This is a genomic window from Gordonia insulae (genome assembly GCF_003855095.1).
Classification (GTDB): Bacteria; Actinomycetota; Actinomycetes; order Mycobacteriales; family Mycobacteriaceae; genus Gordonia; species Gordonia insulae.
This window is the reverse complement of record NZ_CP033972.1, coordinates 5,391,887-5,411,461: the sequence shown is the minus strand read 5'-3', so window position 1 is coordinate 5,411,461 and position 19,575 is coordinate 5,391,887. Positions and strand designations below refer to the sequence as shown.

Here is a 19,575-nt window from a genome sequence, read left to right as displayed (position 1 = left end):
GCTCACGGTAGGAATTCGGTCTCGCACCGCAGATCGTTACCGAGGGCGATCAGAAGTCCCCCAAACGTACTAATACGACCATGCCGCAAGTAATGTTTCCACGCCGGGCGACGACAATGATTCGACGACATCAGAGATATTTTCGGTAGCATCGCCCAAACCGGATGCTCTCGATGCCCGAACGTGGGACGCCCGGCGCGTGAAGTCACCGGAGCGTCGCGGCGTGTCGCAGAGATCTGGCCCTGTGCTCCGGCAACCGAGGTGGCCCGAGAGGAGTAGTTGATGGCCGAGGCCGAGCAATACCGCAGGTCGCCCATCTCCTCATCCCCGTTCGACGCATCCCGATCCGACGTATCCCGGGCCGACTCGTCGACGTCCGGCGCACCGCGACGATTCCGACACGCCGCGCCATCCGGCGCGAACGGGACCGTCGCCGATGTGCTCATGTCCGGCGATCTGCATGTCGACCTCGCCTCGTACGGCCTCGGTGGAAACCACTCCGACGCCGGCTCCGCGACCCCGTCGAACGGCACGCCCGGCGTGAACTCCGACACCCCCCGGTCGGTACCCGTCCCGGCCGTCGGAAAGCGGGCGCGGCATGCCGCGGTGGACAGCGACGAGTCGCCGACGATACCCATCCCGCCGGTGTCGACGACCGGATCGCAGGTCACACCGCCGTCCACGGCCACCAGTTCATCGGCGTCGGACGCGTCGAACCTCGTGCCGCCCGCCGCGGACACGCCTCTCGCACTTGATGATTCACACATCACCCCACCAGCGACGGAGGTTCCGACGGCCACCGACCCCACCTCGGTCGCGACCACCGGCGAGGCGCGCGCGGAGATCGCGATCGAGGTGGTCGACCTGCACAAACGTTTCGGCGACAACGTCGCTGTGGAGAGCGTCAGCTTCTCGGTCGCGAAAGGATCGATCCTGGCGCTGCTCGGTCCCAACGGCGCGGGAAAGACGACGACCGTCAACATGCTGTGCACCCTGCTCAAGCCGGATGGCGGTACGGCCACCGTGGCCGGGCACGATGTGGTGTCCGATGCCGCGGGCGTTCGTCGCTCCATCATGTTGACCGGGCAGTTCGCCGCGCTCGACGAAGCACTCAGCGGACGCGACAACCTCATCCTGTTCGGCCGCCTCATGGGCCTGACGAAGTCGGCGGCTCGCTCCCGCGCCGATGAACTGCTGACCTCATTCGACCTGACCGCAGCCGCAAAACGGAAGGTCGGCGAGTATTCCGGCGGTATGCGGCGTCGCATCGACATCGCCTGCGGTCTGGTCACCCAGCCCGAGGTGGTGTTCCTCGACGAACCGACGACCGGCCTCGATCCGCGCAGTCGCCAGGAGGTCTGGAACCTCGTCGAATCCTTGCGCGATCAGGGCGTCACCACCCTGCTGACCACGCAATATCTCGAAGAAGCAGACACCCTGTCGGACCACATCGTGGTGATCGACCGCGGCCGGGTCATCGCGTCGGGCACCGCCGACGAACTCAAGACCGCCACCGGCGCCTCGCACTACGAGGTGACCCCGGCCAATCCGGACGACATCACCGGGCTCGTCGAATGTCTGCGTGACCTGGTGCCGGCCGCCGCCCCACTCCCCGACGACGCGGTCACCGACACGACGCCGTCCGTGGCCGTGCCGGCACCCGACGGCGCCGACACGCTCGTGGAGATCGTCAAACGCACCACGGGGGCGGGCATCCGCCTCTCCGACGTCGCACTCCGCCGGCCCAGCCTCGACGAGGTCTTCCTCGCGCTGACCGATCCGACACGGGCGGATCCCGCCGCGGAAGCGCCGGTGACGGATGCGAGGGTGACGGACGCGCCGGTGACGAAAGACGGGCGGGACACCTCGGCATGATCTCCGATGCGGCGGTCACCGGGCGTCCGCCGACACACGCGGCCACCCAGTGGTGGACCCTGACCGGCCGAGGGCTGGCCGCGATGATCCGCAACGGCGAGATCGTGTTCGCCTTCGTCGCGCCGGTCCTCCTCGCGATCTGCTTCTACCTCCCGCTGCGCACCATCATGGACGCGAACCCATCGATGGACTACGCCGCGTTCCTGATGCCCATCATCGCGCTGCAGTCGGTGAGCTTCGTCGCGTCGTCGGCGGCGATGCGCGCATCGCTCGACACCACCAAGGGCATCAACACCCGGTTCCGGACCATGCCGATGCCCGTCGCGATCCCCACGCTCGCCCGGTTGGGGACCAACACGGTACTTCTGGTCATCTCGGTGATCTGCGCCGCGGCCACCAGCCTGGTGATGGGCTGGCGACCACTCGGCAGCTGGCTCGACACCGTCGGCCTGTTCGCGGTGGTACTGGCCGTCGGCATCCTGATCGCGGTGCTCGCCGATGCGATCGGCCTGCTGTCGAACAGTCCGGAGGCGACGAGTCAGGCGCTGTCCCTGCCCATCCTGGTGTTGGGCATGCTGTCGACCGGATTCGTTCCGGAAGACCAGTTCCCCGAGTGGATCCAGCCGTTCGTCCGTAATCAGCCGATCTCACAGTTCGCAACGTCCATGCGGGCCCTCAGCGACGGCACCGCGACGCTCGACGTGCTGACCCCGACCATCTGGTGGTGTGCCGGTCTGGCGATCGGCGGGATCGTGCTGACGCTGATCGGCGTACGGAGGTCGGTGCGATGACCGCGGCGGTCGAGACCCGTTCGGACGGTGGTCCTGCCGAGGGTTCGGTGCGCGCGTGGGTCGGCCAGAGCGGCGTGCTGGCGTGGCGGCAGATCTCGGTCATGGTGCGCGACAAGGGCACCTTCCTGCAATTGATCATCGTGCCGATCCTCACCCTGATCATGTTCAAGGTGGTGCTCGGTGACGCGATCGGCAGCGCCACGGGCCAGGACAGCACCTATGGCACTGTCCCACTGGTCATCCTGGTGAGCGCGATGTTCGGGTCGGTGGCCGCGGGCATCCGGCTCAACCAGGAGCGCGGCACCGGCCTGCTGGCGCGGCTCTACGTGCTCCCGATCAATCGGGCCGCCGACCTCACGTCGCGACTGCTCAGCGAGGTCTTCCGGATCGTCGTGGTGACGGCGCTGCTCATCGCGGTCGGGTCGACGATCGGCTTCGACATCACCGGCGGGGTCGGCGCGGTGGCGGGCATCTTCGGAGTGGCACTGATGTTCGGCATCTCCTACGCCACTCTCGTCCTGGCGCTCGCGGTCAGCGCCCGGCCGTCGGCGCCGCTGGTGCCGTTGTTGTCGCTGGTGTCGAGTGTCCTGATGTTCTTCAACTCAGGTTTCTCGCCGGTGGACGCCTACCCGGAGTGGCTCCAGCCGATCGTGGAGAACCAACCGATGTCCCCCACCATCGAGGTGATGCGGGCGCTGGCGGCCGGCGGGCCGATCGCCGAGAACATGATCAAGGTGACGATCTGGACCGTCGTGATCATCGGGGCGTGCCTGTACCCGGCGCTGCGCGGCTACCACAAGGCCGCGACCGCTCGCTGACGCCTGCGACCGGCCATCGGGGCGACTGTGCCGGCGCGGAGAGCCTGACGATCGGTCTCAGCCGACCGCGCGCAGTGACCCGTATCCGTCGCCGATGTCGCGGGCGAGCCATTCCACCACCTGGTGGACGGTGCGGGCGACAGCCGTCGGATCGCCGAGCGCACCGATGCGGGGCAGGCAGTGCAGGATCGCGGCGACCAGGGATGAACCGATGCCGAGGCCGTTCGTCTCGGCGACGACGTCATAGCGGGTGAGTGCGATGGCGAGATCCCGGTAGGTCACCGACTCGCCGCTGTAGCGCACAGCGGTCAAGGTCGGGGTCAGTTCGGCGCGGCGCTGTACCTCGTCCAACGTCGCGCGCAGTCGCGCGGTCCCCCACGGCCCCGAGTTTCCGACCATGCCTGACCTGCTTTCGCCTACGAGAGGCGCCCATCGATCCCTCGGACCTGGGAACTCTCGATGGGAAAATGATGACAGACTCCGTGGCGGGTGTCATTCGTCCGGCACCGATTGCCCGGCGTTTCGTCGGATGATTTTTCCCGCGTCGTGGCCGGTGTTACCCGAGTGGTCGATGTGACCACAGGGACTCACCCGCCCCGGGCACGAACCGTCGATCAGCCGTCGCTGTGTGCCGACTGATCGGCCGCCATCGCGTCGATCAGGCTCTTCGGCCGCAGATCCGTCCAGTTCTGCTCCACATACTCCAGGCACGCCGCACGAGAATCCTCACCGAACACCTTCGTCCAGCCGGCCGGGATATCCGCGAACGTCGGCCACAGCGAATGCTGATTCTCCTCGTTCACCAACACGAAGAAACGGCCGTTCTCGTCATCAAAGGGGTTGGTCATGATCGGTTGTTCCTCTCATCGGGAGTCTCGGCACCGGATGGTGCCGGATTGGGGATGTGCTTGTCGAGCCAGGGCCCGATCGTCTCGAGCGCGGCGGCATCGGCGAGTCCGAGGTGGTGGGCGTCGACGTCGACGTTGGTGATCGTGCCGGTCACGTGGCGCCGCCATGAGGCCCGCACGACGCCGGGGTCGGCCTTGTCCGCGGTGGCGGTGACCACCGACAGCGGGCCGTCGAACACGTCCGGCAGGTAGGTGCCGACGATGCCGGCCGCCGCGTCGAAGCTGTCCATCACCCACGCGACCTGTTCGGACCGCAGCAGTCCCATCGCGGCGATCTGCTCGCGGACCACGGCGGCGACCTCGTCGGGGGTGCGGGCGTGGATGTCGTCGCCGAGGTCGAACAGGTCACGCCAACCGCCCAGGAGATCCCCGACGACGGCGCCGTCGGCCTGTTCGGTCTCGGTGTCGGTCGGCTCGGTGTCGTTCGGCTCGGTGTCGGTCGGCTCGGTGTCGTTCGGCGCGGTGTCGGTCAGCTCGGTGTCGGTCGGCGCGGTGTCGGTCAGCTCGGTGTCGGTCGGCTCGGTGTCGGTCAGCTCGGTGTCGGTCAGCTCGGTGTCGTTCGGCTCGGTGTCCACGGACCGGGAGCTCGGCGCATCGATGGGGGCGGCCGCGTCCATGATGCCGAGGAAGGCCACCTCGTCCCCGTCGGCCTGCAATCTCGTGGCCATGGCGTGGGCGACATGTCCGCCCAGCGACCAGCCGAGGAGGTGGTACGGGCCGTCCGGGGCGATCCGTCGGATCTCGTCGACGTAGCGGGCGGCCAGTTCGTCGATGGTCGTCGCACTCGGCTCGCCGGACACGACGTGGGGGTCCTGCAGACCGTAGATCGGGCGGTCGTCGAGGTACGGCGCCAATCCGCCGTAGAACCAGGCCAATCCGCCTGCCGGGTGGACACAGAAGAGCGGCGCGCGACTACCGTCACGCCGCAGCGGCAACAGCACCTCCCCGATCTCGGCACCGTCACCGCCGTCCATCCGGGCGGCCACCCCACGCACGGTGGGATCGCTGAACAGCCATGACAGCTCGACGTTGTCGGCGTGCGCACGCAGTCGCGCGACGACCCGCGTCGCCGACAACGAGTTGCCACCGAGATCGAAGAAGCCGTCGGTGGCGCCCACCTGCTCGACGTCGAGGATCGCTGCGAAGACCTCGGCGACACGGCGTTCCGCGTCGGTCGCGGGTGCGACGTAGACCGCCGCCTCGACCTCCGGCTGCGGCAGGGCACGCTTGTCCAGCTTGCCGACCGGGGTGATGGGCAGACTGTCCAGCACGGTGAACGTCGCCGGGACCATGTGGCGAGGAAGTCGTCGTGCCAGATGGGCGCGGAGCTCCTCGACGTCGCGGTCCGGATCGGCGACGACATATGCGGCCAGCGCCGTGACCGGTTGTCCCACACCGAGGACGACGGCGCGGCGCACATCGGGATGCTCACCGAGCACGGTCTCGATCTCGCCGAGTTCGATACGCAGTCCGCGCAGCTTCACCTGGTCGTCGCGACGACCGGAGAATTCGATGGTGTACTCGCCCGTTCGGTCGACGGCCCAGCGGACCACGTCTCCGGTGCGGTACATCAGTTCCCCCGGCCGGCCGAACGGTGCCGCGACGAAACTCGCCGCGGTCTGACCGGGCCGTGCGAGATAGCCTCGGGCCAAAGCCTTTCCGATGACGTACAACTCGCCTGCGGTACCGAACGGCACCGGGTGCAGGCGTTCGTCGAGCACGATCAACCGCACGCCGCGGAACGGGCCGCCGACGTAGACGGGTTCGTCCGCGAGCATCGGCGGCGTGTAGGTGACGGCGATGGTGGCCTCGGTCGGGCCGTACGCGTTGTAGACGTCGACGTGCGGCGCCCACTCCTCCACCAGGGTCTGTGGCACCGGCTCGCCGCCGGTCGTGAGGGATAGCAGATGCGGCAGTCCGTCGGCCGACAACGTCGCCGCGACGCTGGTCGGGATCATCGCATGGGTGATGCGCTGCTCCGCGAGGTACCGGTGCAGGTCCTCACCGCCCACCGCGTCGGCCGGCCGGTAGACGAGTGTGCCGCCGCCGAACACGGTCACGATCATCTCGAAGACCGACACGTCGAAGCTCGGCGACACATACCCGAGGGTGCGCGAACCCTCCTCGTACGGAATGGATTCGATGGACCCCATGGTGAAGTCGAAGAGTCCGCGATGGGTGACCGCGACACCCTTGGGCCGGCCCGTCGAACCCGACGTGTAGATGACATAGGCCAGGTTGTCCAGACGCGGCACGCCGCGGAGTTCGTCCGGGCGCAGCGGTTGCGCCGACACCCCAGACCCCTGGATCCCAGACCCCTGGATCTCGTCGCCGTCGATGGTCAGCCATCGCGGACCGTCCGCGCCGAGGCCGGTGACGCCGGGCACGGTCAGGCCCAGGACGGCCGCGCTGTCGCCGACCATCGCGGCAACCCGCTCCGGGGGGTAATCCGGATCGATCGGGACAAACGCGCCACCGGCCCGGGCGACCGCCCAGATCGCCGTCATCAGCTGGACCGAGCGCGGGATGGCGATGGCCACCCGGGAATCCGGGCCGACACCGGCCGCGATGAGCACGCGTGCCAACCGGTTGGCGCGCGCATCCAGCTCGGCGTAGGTCAGGCGTCCGCCTTGTGCGTCCGCCACCGCCTCGCGGTCCGGCCATGCGCGTGCGGCACGGTCGAACATCTCGGCGAGCAGCACCTGGCCGTCGGAAGGCGGTCCCGAGACCGGAACCAACTGTGCGCGTTCGGTCGCGTCGAGCAGGTCGACATCACCGACGGCGGTCTCCGGAGCGGAGGTCAGCAGATCCAGAAGCGCGACGAGCCGATACGCGAGCATATCCACCGTGGACGGGTCGAACAGGTCCGTGGCGTAGACAACCGAACCGGCCCATGGTGTTCCGTCGGTGGTGGCGGTGACCGCGACGGTCAGGTCGACCTTCGCCGAGACGTCGGGAGCGCCCAGCGGGGTGATCCGCATCCCGTCGACCTCGGCCCCGGGCAGCGCCGCGGATGCGACGTCGACGACCGCGGACTGATCGAAGGTCAGTGAGACCTGGGTCAGCGGGGCGAACGATTCCGAACGGACCGGGTCGAGCCGCTCGACGACCGCCTCGAACGGCACGTCGGCGTGTCCGAAGGCGTCGACGTCGATCCGGCGCACCGCATCGAGCAACTCCCCGAACGACATCGCCGGCCGGACCGGGGTACGGAGCACGAGGGTGTTCACGAACATGCCGACGAGGTCGTCGAGCACGCGGTCGCCGCGTCCGGCGATCGGCGTGCCGATCGCGATGTCGTCGGAGGCGGACAGCCGCGCCAACAGGACGGCGAGCGCGCTCTGCACCACCATGAACGGCGTCGCCGAGTGCGCCTGCGCGATCTCGGTCACCTGGTGCGCCACCTGCGTCGGGATCTCGAAGCGGGACAGGGCTCCCCGGTGAGATGCCACCACCGGCCGGGGACGGTCGGCGGGGAGGTCGAGGACGTCGGGCAGCCCGGCGAGCTCGTCGCGCCAGAACCCGAGTTGCCGCCCGATGACCGAATCCGGGTCCGCGGCAGACCCCAGTTCGCGCTCCTGCCAGAGTGCATAGTCGGCGAATTGGATCGCGGGCGGCGGTCGGTCGGGCGTGACGCCGCGCCGGCGCGCGGCATAGGCGTGCACGACGTCGGCGATCAGCGGCGCGATCGACTCACCATCCGCAGCGATGTGGTGCACGATCACCGCGAGGATGTACTCGTCGGTGTCCGCCTGCCAGAGCCGCACCCGGACCGGCGTCTCGCGGGTCATGTCGAATCCGGTGGACACGGCGGCCTCGAGCTCGGAGCGCTCGTCGACGACGGCCCAATCCGGCCGGCCGGGGGTGTCGCCCGCGCCGTGGACGAGTTGGCGCGGAACGCCGTCGGACTCCGGATAGGTGGTCCGCAGGATCTCGTGCCGCGCGACCACATCGGTCATCGCCGCCGCCAACGCCGGAACGTCGAGGTCGCCCTCCAGCCGCAGCACGATCGGGATGTTGTAGGTCGCCGCGGCCGGATCGAACCGGTTGATGAACCACATCCGCTGCTGCGCCAGCGACAACGGGATCTGCGCCGGTCGCGGCGACACTGCCACGATGGGCGCCACACCCGGACCGGCCCCCGGGGCCAGCCGGGCGGCCAGCTCACGAACCGACGGCGCATCGAAGATCGTCCGGACCGGCACCTCGGTGTCGAGTGCCTCGGCGACCCGGGCGGCCACCCTGGTCGCCGACAGCGAGTTGCCGCCGAGTTCGAAGAAACTCTCGGTGGCGCCGATCCGGTCGACCCCGAGCACGTCGGCGAAGACCTGCGCCACCGCGAGTTCGGCCGCTCCGGACGGCGCAACGAACTCACCGGTCGCCGAGAAATCGGGCTCCGGCAGGGCTCGGCGGTCCAGCTTCCCCGCGCTGTTGCGTGGGATGTCGTCGAGGACGGTCCACAGGGTCGGCCGCATGTACTCCGGGAGCGACTGCGCCACCGCATGTTCGACCGTGCCGAGATCGATCTCGTCACCGGCCAGGTAGGCCACCAGATGCTCACCGCCGCCCGGCGCGGAGACGACGGTCGCGACAGCGTGCACGACACCCGACACCGACGCGAGCACGGACTCGATCTCGCCGAGCTCGATGCGCTGCCCGCGCAACTTCACCTGGAAGTCGGTGCGTCCCAGATACTCCAGATCTCCGTCGAGATTGATCCGCACGAGGTCGCCGGTGCGGTAGAGGCGCTCACCCGGCTCCCCGAACGGATCCGCGACGAAGCGTTCGGCGGTCAGGTCCGGCCGTGCGGCGTAGCCGCGCGCCAATTGCGCACCGCCGACGTACAGTTCGCCGGGCACGCCGTCGGGCACCGGGTGCAGTCGGGCATCGAGGACGTGCGCGGTGGAGTTCCACACCGGGACGCCGATCGGGGTGGTCGCGTCGCCGGCCGCGATCGTGTCTATCCGCTGGTGGGTGATCTCCACCGCCGCCTCGGTCGGCCCGTAGAGGTTGTACAGGTCGGCGCCGGGCACGAGTTCACGGGTCGTGGCGGCGACCGCGGGCGGCAACGCCTCGCCCGTGGTGGAGAGGATGCGCACGCTGTCGAGTGCGGCCAACCGCTCAGGTCCGGCGAGTTCGAGGAACACCGACAGCATCGACGGCACGAAGTGCACCATCGTGGCGCGGTGCTCGGCGATCTGCTCGGCGACGTACACCGGGTCGAGGTGACCGTCGGCGGACAACACGAGCGTCTGCGCGCCGACCATCAGCGGCGCGAACAACTCCGGCACCGAGCAGTCGAATGTGTACGGCGTCTTGAGGACCACGGTGTCCGAGGTGTCGATCGGCAGGTGGTGCAGGCCCCACCAGAGGCGGTTGAGCACGGCCTCGTGGGTCAGGGTGACGCCCTTGGGCTGTCCGGTCGAGCCCGAGGTGAAGATGGTGTACATCGCATGGTCGGGTCGCAGCGGTGCTATCCGGTCGGCATCGGTGATCGGTGTGGTGTCACCGGCCAACGGTGTGGTGGTGTCGACGGTGACGAGATCGACTCGGATTTCGCCCGTCGCTCCGCTCACCGCATCCGGTGCCGTGTCCCCGGAGACCAGGACGATCCGGACGCCGGCCGTCGCGATCATGTGGCGCACGCGGTCGGCGGGCGCGCCGGCGTCGATGGGCACGTACTGCCCGCCCGCGGCGACCACGGCGTGGACCGCAACCACCATCTCCACCGAGCGCGGCATGCAGACACCCACGGCCACATCCGGACCCACGCCGAGACCGATCAGCTCGCGGGCCAACACGGTGACGCGGTCGGCGAACTCGGCGTAGCCGACCGTCCGCTCGCCGCTACGCAGGGCGGTGATCGACGGGGTGCGGCGCGCCTGCCGGGCGACGACGTCGCCGACGAACTCATCGCTCACCAGCACGTCGGTTCCGGCGGACCGTATCGCGTGCTCGCCCGCCTCCGTCGATTCGAGGATGTCGATGTCCCCCACCGGGACATGGGGATTCGCGGTCGCCTCATCCAACAGCCGGACGAATCGATCAGCGATCGACCGTACGGTGACCCGATCGAACAGGTCGGCCGCGTACACGATGTCGCCGCGCCAACCGCCGTCGGCGCCGTTCGGCGCGACGCCGACCGAGAGGTCTACCCGCGCCGGCGGGACCGCCGGGTCCGCGACCGGGGTCACCGACAGTCCCTCGCCGTCGGCCCCATCGGTCGCAGCGGCTCCGTCGGTGGCCATCGCCGCCAGATCTTCCGCTGCGCGCGCCACACTCTGGTCGAAGCCGAGCATCACCTGCGTCAGCGGCGCAAACGCCTCCGATCGCACCGGATCGAGTCGCTCGACGAGGTATTCGAACGGGACGTCGGCGTTGGCGAGCGCGTCGAGGTCGGTGCGACGGACCAGGTCGAGAACGTCGGCGAACGCCGCGGACCCGTCGATCTCGGTACGCAGGACCAGCGTGTTCACGAACATGCCGACGAGGTCGTCGAGGGCTTCTCGTCCGCGACCTGCCGTCGGGGTGCCGATCGCGATGTCCGAGGTCGCCGACAGACGCGCGAGCAGCACGGCCAGCGCCGCATGCACCACCATGAACTCGGTGACGCCGTATTCGGCGGCGAGCGCCCTCACCCGGGACACCACCGGAGCCGGGATCTCGTAGTCGACGAGTCCGCCGCGCATCGACGCGACCGGTGGGCGCGGTCGGTCGGTCGGCAACTCGAGCACGTCGGGCAGACCGGCCAGCGCTCGCACCCAGTGGTCGACCTGTTCCCCGAGCACCGACGACGGATCGTCGACGTCACCCAGGACACGCTCCTGCCACAGTGCGAAGTCGGCGAATTGCACCGGCAGCGGCGCGAACTCGGGCTCGACACCGGCGGCCCGGGCACGATAGGCGGCGACCAGGTCAGCGACGAGGGGCCGGATCGATTCACCATCGGTGGCGATGTGGTGTGCGACGAGCAGCAGGGTGTGGTCGTCGGCGCCGACCTGCAACAACCGCACGCGGATCGGCAGATCGATGGTGACGTCGAACCCGGCGTGCGCCGCGTCGAAAAGGTCGATCTCGGTGTGGACGTCGGCCCAGTCGAGGGTCGCGCCGGCCTCCTCGGGCGTCAGGATCTGCTGGACCGGTTCCCCGGCATACTGCGGATATCGGGTCCGCAGCACCTCGTGCCGGGCGAGCACGTCGAGAACGGCGGCGTGCAGTGCCGACACCCCGAGTGGGCCGCGCAGTCGCATCGCGACGGGGATGTTGTAGGCGGCCGATTCCGGATCGAATCGGTTGATGAACCACATCCGCCGCTGGGCGTTCGAGAGCGGAATCCGCTCGGGGCGTGGCCCTGCGGTCAGCGGTTCGACGGTTCGACGGACGGCGTGCCGGGCCGCGAGTCCACGGACGGTCGGCGCCTCGAACAAATCGCGGACGGTCAGGTCCACCCCGAGTACGTCGGAGACGCGCGCGACGACCCGGGTCGCGGACAGCGAGTTGCCGCCGAGTGCGAAGAAGTCCGCCGTGACGCCGACCGCCTCGACGCCGAGGACGTCGGCGAACACCCCTGCCACCGCCCGCTCGTCGTCGGTCTCCGGGGCCACATCGTCGGCGACCTCGATGACCGGTTCGGGCAGTGCCGCCGTGTCGAGCTTGCCGACGGGTGTGACCGGCAGGGCGTCGAGGACGGTGATCGACGACGGGATCATGAAGGCCGGGAGTCGTTGCGCGAGAGTCTCGGTGAGTGCGGCGACATCGACATCGGCACCGTCGGTCGCAACCACATAGGCGGCCAGCGCGGTGGCGACAGAACCCCCGACACCGATCACCACGGCGGACGCGATGCCGGGATCAGTGGTGAGTACCGATTCGATCTCACCGAGTTCGATGCGCAGGCCCCGCAGCTTCACCTGGTCGTCGCTGCGGCCCGCGTACTCCACCACGAGCGTGCCCACGTCGTCGCGCCGCCACCGCACGACGTCGCCGGTCCGGTACAACCGTTCCCCGGCAGCCCCATACGGGTCCGCGACGAAGCGTTCCGCGGTGAGACCTGGCCGATCCAGGTAGCCGCGCGACAGCGCCGGCCCCGTCACGTAGAGCTCACCGGTGACCCCGACCGGAACGGGTCGCAACCGGTCGTCGAGCACGCGCAGTCCGACGCCGGCGAGTGCGCCGCCCAGCCGGACCGGGGCGCCGGCCCGCATGGGCGCCGACAATGTCACGCCGATCGTGGTCTCGGTCGGTCCGTACAGGTTGTGCACGGCGACATGCGGCGCCCACCTGTCCACCAGCGACGACGGGACGGCCTCGCCGCCGGCCATCAGCGCCGAGAGATCAGGCAGCTCTTCGGGTTCCAGTGTGGCGAGCACCGTCGGTGTCAGGAAGGTGTGGGTCACCCGATGGTCGGCCATGAAACGCGTCAGGGCCGCACCTCCGACCGCGTCGGGGGCGCGATAGACGACGGATCCGCCGGACACCGTCGCGAGCAGGTACTCCAGCACCGAGGCGTCGAAGCTCGGCGAGGCGAAGCCCAGCACTCGCGGCGCCCGGTCCGCCTCGGCGGCGACGCCGAGCCGGGACATCTCCTGCGCGGCGAAGTTGGCGAGGCCGGTGTGGGTGACCGAGACGCCCTTCGGGCGTCCGGTCGAGCCCGACGTGTAGATCACGTAGGCGACGTTCGCCGGCCGGACGGCATCGCGCTCATCGTCGTCGAGCGGCGCAGCGGACTGCGCATCGACCCGGGCCGCGACCTCGTCAGCGTCCAGGGTGGCCCAGTGGAAGGTCTCGTCGGACAGTGCGGTGACGCCCGCGGCGGCGACGGTGAGACCGAACACGGCCCCGAGTCCTCGATCATGTCGGTGACGCGCGCCGCCGGATAGTCGGGGTCGATGGGTACGTAGCCGCCGCCGGTCTTGGCGACCGCCCAGATGGCGGTGAGGAGGTCCACCGACCGGCCGATCGCCAGGGCAACAAGCGTTTCGGCCCCGATCCCCTGCGCGCTCAGCCACCGCGCAAGCCGGTTCGACCGTTCGTCGAGGGCGGCATAGGTCAGTTCGGCGCCCGTGGCGTCCCGCACCGCGACGCGGTCCGCCCATCGCGCCGCGGCGGCGGCGAACAGGTCGCGCAGGATCACCGGTGAGGTTCCCTCTCCGCCGGAGACGCGGGTGAGTTCGGCGGTCTCCGCCTCGTCGAGCACATCGACGTCGCCGAGCGCGGTCTCCGGTCGGGCGGTGACCGTCGCGAGCATTCGCACCAGCCGCCGGGCGATGTGCCGGACCGAGTCCTCGTCGAAGAGGTCGGTCGCGTAGGTGATCGCTCCCGCCCACTTCCGCGAGACCTCATCCCCCGTCGCCACCGCGACGGTGAGATCGACCTTCGCCGAGGCCGCCGCGGCATCGACCGGCCGGATGCGGAGGTCTCCGATCCCCGTGACGTCGTCGCCCGCGGCCTGATCGGCGGGTTTCTGATCGACCGCCAGGAGGGTCTGCACCAGGGGTGCAAAGGCTTCCGATCGCACCGGGTCGACGGCGTCGACGACCTGCTCGAAGGGAATGTCCGCATGGGCGAAGGCGTCGAGGTCGGTCGACCGGATGTCGGCCAGCAGGTCGGTGAACGGCATCGACGGGTCGACGGCGGACCGCAACACCAGTGTGTTGACGAACATGCCGACGAGGTCGTCGAGCACGGCCGCACCGCGCCCGGCGATGGGGGTACCGATCGATACGTCGCGGCTGCTCGCCAGCCTGCCGAGCACCGCCGCGAGCGCCGCGTGCAGGACCATGAACTCGGTGACCGCGTGGTCGCGGGCCAGTCGGGTCACCCCTGCGGCGACGTCTGCGGGAATGTCGAATGCGACTGTCGCACCGCGCATCGACGCCACCCGCGGTCGCGGTCGATCCGTCGGCAGGTCCAGCACGTCGGGGAGTCCGGCCAGTCGCTCGCGCCAGTACTCGGCCTGCTCAGACAGCAGCGAGCCGGGCTCGTCGACGGCGCCGAGGGTCTGGTGCTGCCAGGTGGCGAAGTCGGCGAACTGCACCGGCAGCTCCGCCCAGCCGGGGTCGCCGCCGTCGATACGCGCCGCGTAGGCGGTGATCAGATCGCGTGCGAGGACACGTACCGATTCGCCGTCCGCGGCGATGTGGTGCACCACGACGATGAGCAGGTGGTCATCACCCTCGCGGGCCAGGCGGACCCGGATCGGCCAGTCGTCGGTCACGTCGAATCCGGCGGTGACCGCAGCCGACGCCGCGGCCGCATCGCCGACGATCGCCCACGGCACGTCGGACGCGAAGTCATCGACCGACCGCACCGATTGGTACGGCCGTCCCTGATCCGCCGGGTAGACGGTCCGCAGGATCTCGTGCCGGGCCGCGACGTCGATCAGCGCCTGCCGCAACACGGATGCGTCCAGCGGACCGGACAGGTGCAGCGCGGCCGGGATGTTGTAGACCGGCGACGACGGGTCGTAGCGGTTGATGAACCACATGCGTTGCTGGGCGAAGGACAGCGGGATGGTATCCGGGCGGGTCACCGACTCGATCGGCGTCACGTGGTGACGGGTGCCGGGCGCCACCCGCTCCGCGAGTTCGCGAACCGACGGTGCATCGAACACGGTGCGGACCGCCACATCGGTGTCGAGTGCGTCGCCCACCCGTGCCGCCACGCGGGTGGCCGACAGCGAGTTGCCACCGAGGTCGAAGAAGCTGTCGGTCACCGACACCCGCTCCGCACCGAGGATTTCGGCCACGATGCCGGCGATGCGTTCCTCGATCCGGTTCGCCGGTGCGACGAACTCGCCTGCGCCGAATTCGGGGGCCGGCAACGAGCGGCGGTCGAGCTTGCCCGCCGAATTGAGCGGGATCTCGTCGAGCACCATCCACACCGTCGGTCGCATGTACTCCGGTAGTGCCGCAGCGGCCACACCGCGGACGGTGTCGGCGTCGATCACCCGCTCCGGTGTGCCCGCTCCGGCGCCGGCCAGGTAGGCGACCAGGTGCTCACCACCGGTGGGCGCGGTGACGACCGTCGCGGCCGCGTGCACCACACCCGGCGCGGATGCGAGCACGGCCTCGATCTCACCGAGCTCGATGCGCTGACCGCGCAGTTTCACCTGGAAATCGGTGCGGCCCAGGTACTCCAGCGAGGCCGCCGAGGTGTCACCGGTACCGGCGCCGGTGCGGCGACGGACCAGATCGCCCGTGCGATAGAGCCGCGACCCGGGCGCACCGAACGGGTCGGCGACGAAGCGTTCGGCGGTGAGGTCGGGCCGGGCCGCATAGCCACGCGCCAGCTGCACGCCGCCGAGGTAGAGCTCGCCGGGCACGCCGGGCGGGACCGGCCGTAGGCGATCGTCGAGGACATGGGCCGTCGAGTTCCAGATCGGTTCGCCGATGGCCACCGACGACGCGTCGGCGTCGACCTCGTCGACTCGTCGGGAGGTGATCTCGACCGCGGCCTCGGTCGGGCCGTACAGGTTGTAGAACTCGGCCTGCGGCAGGGCCTGTCGCGCGGCGGCAGCCACCGCGGGAGGCAGCGCCTCACCCGTGGTGGAGATGTACCTGACGTCGGTGAGTCGGGCCAGGCGGTCGACCCCGGCGACGTCGAGGAACACCGACAGCACCGACGGCACGAAGTGCACCATCGTCGCGCCGTGATCGGCGATCAGGTCGGCCATGTAGACCGGGTCCGCGTGCCCGCCGGGCCGGGCGACGAGCAGTCGGGAGCCGACCATGAACGGCGCGAAGAGTTCCGGGACCGAACAGTCGAAGGTGTACGGGGTCTTCTGCACGACCATGTCGTGCTCGTCGAGCGGGAAGCGGTCCAGGCCCCACCACAACCGGTTGACGACCGCTGCGTGCGGCAGTGTCACACCCTTGGGCCGGCCGGTCGACCCGGACGTGAAGATCGTGTAGACGGCGTTGTCGGGCCGCAAGGTGGCACGGCGCTCGGCGTCGGTGATCGGCGCGACGTCGACGGGCACCGGGGTGGCGACGTCCACGGCCACGACGGCGATGTCACCTGCCGACGCGGCGGCGCGCACTCCTCCGCCGGTCCCGTTCCCTTCGCCGTCAGCCTCATCGCTGTCAGCCCCATCGCCGTCAGCCTCATCGCTGCGATCGGGGCCCACGAGCACCGCGACCGCGCCTGCGGTGGCGAGCATGTACCCGGCACGGTCGGCGGGTGTGTCCACGTCGATCGGCACGTAGTGGCCGCCGGCGGCGACCACGGCGTGGATCGCGACCATCATCTCCAGGGAGCGCGGGATGCACACGGCGACAGCGACGTCCGGTCCGACGCCGAGACGGATGAGGTCACGTCCGAGGGTCGCGACACGTGCGCCGAACTCCGCATAGGACACGTGGCGTCCGTCATCGAACACCATGGCCGGCGACTCCGGCGTCGCGGTCATCTGTCGCGCGACCAGGTCGGCGACGGTCGTCGATTGGATCGGGACGACGGGACCATCGGCCGCGACGGCGATTCCGGTGCGATCGATGTCCGACAGCAGGTCGAGATCGCCGATCCGGGTGGTCGGGTCGGCGACGATGCCTGCCAGGATCTCGACGATCGAACGGGCGAACGCGGCCACCTCGTCGTCACCGAACGCCTCCGGCAGGTACTTGAGGTTGAGGGCGAGGTCGTCGTCGGACGGCGTGCTGAACAGGTTCAGCGCGTAGTGCGTGGCGTCGGCGAAGTCGACCCCGAGGATGTCGAGGCCTGCGGTGCGGCTGCCGTCGGCGACCGCCTCCGAATCGATCGGATAGGACTCGAAGATCGTGAGCGTGTCGAACCCGAGATCCGGTACCGCCGCAGTGATCTCGGGTAGACCGACGTGTTGGTGGTCGAGCAGCCGCGCCTTGCGGGCCTGCAGGTCGGCGATCGCCTCACGGAGGCCCCGTTCGGGATCGCAGCTCACGACGACCGGGAGCGTGTTGATGAACAGCCCGACCGCCCGCTCGACACCGTCGAGTTCGGGTGGGCGCCCCGACACCGTCTCGCCGAACGCGACGGTCTGCTGCCCGGTGATCCGGCACAACAGGATCGCCCACGCGAACTGGACGAGTGTGCTCAGCGTGGTGCCCTCGGCCTGCGCCACCTCGCGCAGCCCGGCGGTGATCTCCGCACCGGCGAGCACCGCGTGCTGACGGGGCATCTCGTCGCGGGTGGCCACGGCCCCGCCGCCGACCAGGGTGGGGCCTTCGACGACCGGCAGCTCGTCGGCCCATGCGCGCACGCCGGCCGACCGGTCGCGGCGATGCAGCCAGCGCAGGAACTTGCCGAACTGCATCGGGGCGACCTCGTCCGCGACGCCGGTGACGTAGTACCCGATCAGGTCGGCGAGCACGAGCGGTCCGGACCAGCCGTCGAACAGCAGATGGTGATTGGTCACGATCAGTGCGGTCCGCGGTGTCGCGTTCTCGGCCGGCAGTTGCACCAGCACGAACCTGATCAGCGGCGGACGGGCGAGATCGAACCGGTCGACCCGCTCGGCGAGAGCCAGCCCGGCCAGCCGGGCGGTCGCCTCGGCCGGGTCCTCGTCGCGCAGATCGACCACCCGCCACGGCAGTTCGACGTGCGGCGGGACGACGCCGACCACGGCGCCCTCGGTGGTCTGCAGGTAGGCCGAGCGCAATACCGCATGACGATCGGTCAGGTACTCCGCGGCTGCGCGCAGTCGTCCCTCGTCGACGGCGCCGCCGAGATGCAGCGTCACCTGGGCGACGTAGACATCGACGTCCTCGTCGCCCGACGCCGACCGCGCGGATTCGACGTAGAGGCCGTGCTGCAGGGGTGTCATCGGCCAGATGTCCGCGTCCGGGTGGCATGCCGCGATCTGGTCGAGATCGTGCTGCGTCACCTCGGCGCCGGGCACGTCCGACGGTGTCAGACCGACCTCGTGCACGGAGTCCACGTGTGCGACGAGGTCGTCGAGTGCGGCAGCCCAGTACGTCGAGATCTCGGTGGCGTCATCGTCGGCCAGCACGTGACGGGGGAAGGCGAACATGACCTTGATGCGCCGGCCGCCGTCGTCGTGGCCGACGTGGACCTGCACGGCGAGGGCGGGTGCGGCCATCCCGCCCCGGATCGACGCCGGCAGCAGCGGCGTGTCGGCTGCGAACCCGAACTGCGCGGCGACGCCTGGTTTCCCGGTGTCCGCGGCCGACTCGTCGCGCTCGGCGACGGTACCGAAGTAGTTGAACAGGATCGGCGGGAGTGCCCGGTCGGCCAACGCCGGCTGCTGACCTGGCCGTTGGGAACCGAATCGCAGTGGCCCGAATCGCAGTGGCCCGAAGCCGATTCCCTTGTCCGGGAGCCCGGCGAACGATTCCTTCACGGCCTTGACGGCGTCGGCCACCGCCGCGCCGGGCGGGCCGCCACCGTCGCCGGTGACGTCGACGGTCACCGCGACCGGCACGTAGGTGGTGAACCAACCGACAGTGCGGGAGAGGTCGGCCCCGGGCGCGATCTCCTCGTGCCGACCGTGACTCTCGGTGAGGATGGCCACCCTCGCCGCGTCGTCCGAACGATCGCTCTCCCCGTGGCGTGCTTCCCATCGGGCGACGGCGACGGACAGTGCGGCGACCAGGACGTCGTTGGCACCGGTGCGGAATGCGGCGGGGACACGGCCGAGGACTGCTTCGGTCGTCTCGACGGTCAGCGCCGCCTCGAGCGAGATGACCGTGTGCTGGCGGTCGCGGTCGGGGTCGACGCGTCGGGCGAGCGGCCCGGCGGCCGCCGGCAGACGCCTCCGCCAGAAGTCGATCTCGTCGGTCCGCGCGGTCGTGGCGTCGTCGAGCACGGCGGCCCAGCGCCGCATCGACGTCGCCTCGGGCGCGAGCCGGATCGGTTCCCCGTGCGCGGATTGCGCGCGGATGGTGTTGAGTTCGAACAGCAGGATCGGCCAGGACACCGCGTCGATGCCGATGTGGTGGATGGCGAGCAGTAGTCGCCCACCGCCCGTCCGCGATCGGATGGCCACCGCCGCCACGAGGCGCCCGCGTGCGGGATCGAGGCGCGACAGGGCCGCTCGGTGCTCGTCGATCACCACGTCGGCAAAGACCGGCGTACCGGGCTCGGCATCGGTGTGCACCACGCGGACGGACTCCTCCGCGTCGAACCCGTTGCCCGACAGCATCTGCCAGCCGGGTCCGGTCTCGACGAGCGAGGCAGTCAACATCGGAT

General features: G+C 69.9%; 6 protein-coding genes and 2 pseudogenes (1 of these 8 running past the window's edge). 3 read left to right on the top strand and 5 right to left on the bottom strand.

Annotation, left to right across the window (positions count from 1 at the left end; translation table 11 throughout):
• Positions 1–282: 282 nt before the first annotated feature.
• From D7316_RS24500 to D7316_RS24490, 3 genes are read left to right on the top strand one after another with little or no spacing between them, the layout of a single operon-like run.
• A complete protein-coding gene (locus tag D7316_RS24500; protein ID WP_232017062.1) occupies positions 283–1,875 on the top strand; it encodes an ATP-binding cassette domain-containing protein in 1,593 nt (530 codons plus the stop codon).
• Positions 1,872–2,666 (top strand): ABC transporter permease, encoded by a 795-nt coding sequence (locus D7316_RS24495; protein ID WP_124710572.1) that lies wholly within the window; start codon positions 1,872–1,874, stop codon positions 2,664–2,666. Before D7316_RS24500 ends, D7316_RS24495 begins: the two co-directional genes overlap by 4 nt.
• Positions 2,663–3,484 carry an ABC transporter permease gene (locus tag D7316_RS24490; protein WP_124710571.1) on the top strand — a complete coding sequence of 274 codons (822 nt, stop codon included), beginning with the start codon at positions 2,663–2,665 and terminating at the stop codon, positions 3,482–3,484. Before D7316_RS24495 ends, D7316_RS24490 begins: the two co-directional genes overlap by 4 nt.
• A gap of 57 nt (positions 3,485–3,541) precedes the next feature.
• Here D7316_RS24490 and D7316_RS24485 read toward each other — a convergent pair whose 3' ends face one another.
• From D7316_RS24485 to D7316_RS24470, 5 genes and pseudogenes are all read right to left on the bottom strand, one after another.
• Positions 3,542–3,883, bottom strand: coding sequence for a hypothetical protein (locus D7316_RS24485; RefSeq protein WP_124710570.1), 342 nt, complete (start codon positions 3,881–3,883; stop codon positions 3,542–3,544).
• Positions 3,884–4,098: 215 nt separating this feature from the next.
• Complete coding sequence (locus tag D7316_RS24480; protein WP_124710569.1) at positions 4,099–4,332, bottom strand: MbtH family protein; 234 nt, start codon at positions 4,330–4,332, stop codon at positions 4,099–4,101.
• Positions 4,329–5,540, bottom strand: a pseudogene (locus tag D7316_RS27745) (thioesterase domain-containing protein); the annotation flags it as partial. The pseudogene D7316_RS27745 and the gene D7316_RS24480, both read right to left, overlap by 4 nt.
• A gap of 78 nt (positions 5,541–5,618) precedes the next feature.
• Positions 5,619–13,157 (bottom strand): annotated as a pseudogene (locus D7316_RS27565) (amino acid adenylation domain-containing protein); the annotation flags it as partial.
• A protein-coding gene (locus D7316_RS24470; RefSeq protein ID WP_124710567.1) for a non-ribosomal peptide synthase/polyketide synthase crosses the window boundary here: on the bottom strand, positions 13,055–19,575 show its final stretch. It continues 39,076 nt past the right edge of the window; 6,521 of the gene's 45,597 nt are visible here — the last part of the coding sequence; its start codon lies off the right edge, out of view; its stop codon occupies positions 13,055–13,057. The pseudogene D7316_RS27565 and the gene D7316_RS24470, both read right to left, overlap by 103 nt.

Bases quoted from the DNA above. Each gene is read 5' to 3' on its own strand.
- D7316_RS24500 (WP_232017062.1), top strand. From the start codon at position 283: ATGGCCGAGGCCGAGCAATACCGCAGGTCGCCCATCTCCTCATCCCCG.
- D7316_RS24495 (WP_124710572.1), top strand. From the start codon at position 1,872: ATGATCTCCGATGCGGCGGTCACCGGGCGTCCGCCGACACACGCGGCC.
- D7316_RS24490 (WP_124710571.1), top strand. From the start codon at position 2,663: ATGACCGCGGCGGTCGAGACCCGTTCGGACGGTGGTCCTGCCGAGGGT.
- D7316_RS24485 (WP_124710570.1), bottom strand. From the start codon at position 3,883: ATGGTCGGAAACTCGGGGCCGTGGGGGACCGCGCGACTGCGCGCGACG.
- D7316_RS24480 (WP_124710569.1), bottom strand. From the start codon at position 4,332: ATGACCAACCCCTTTGATGACGAGAACGGCCGTTTCTTCGTGTTGGTG.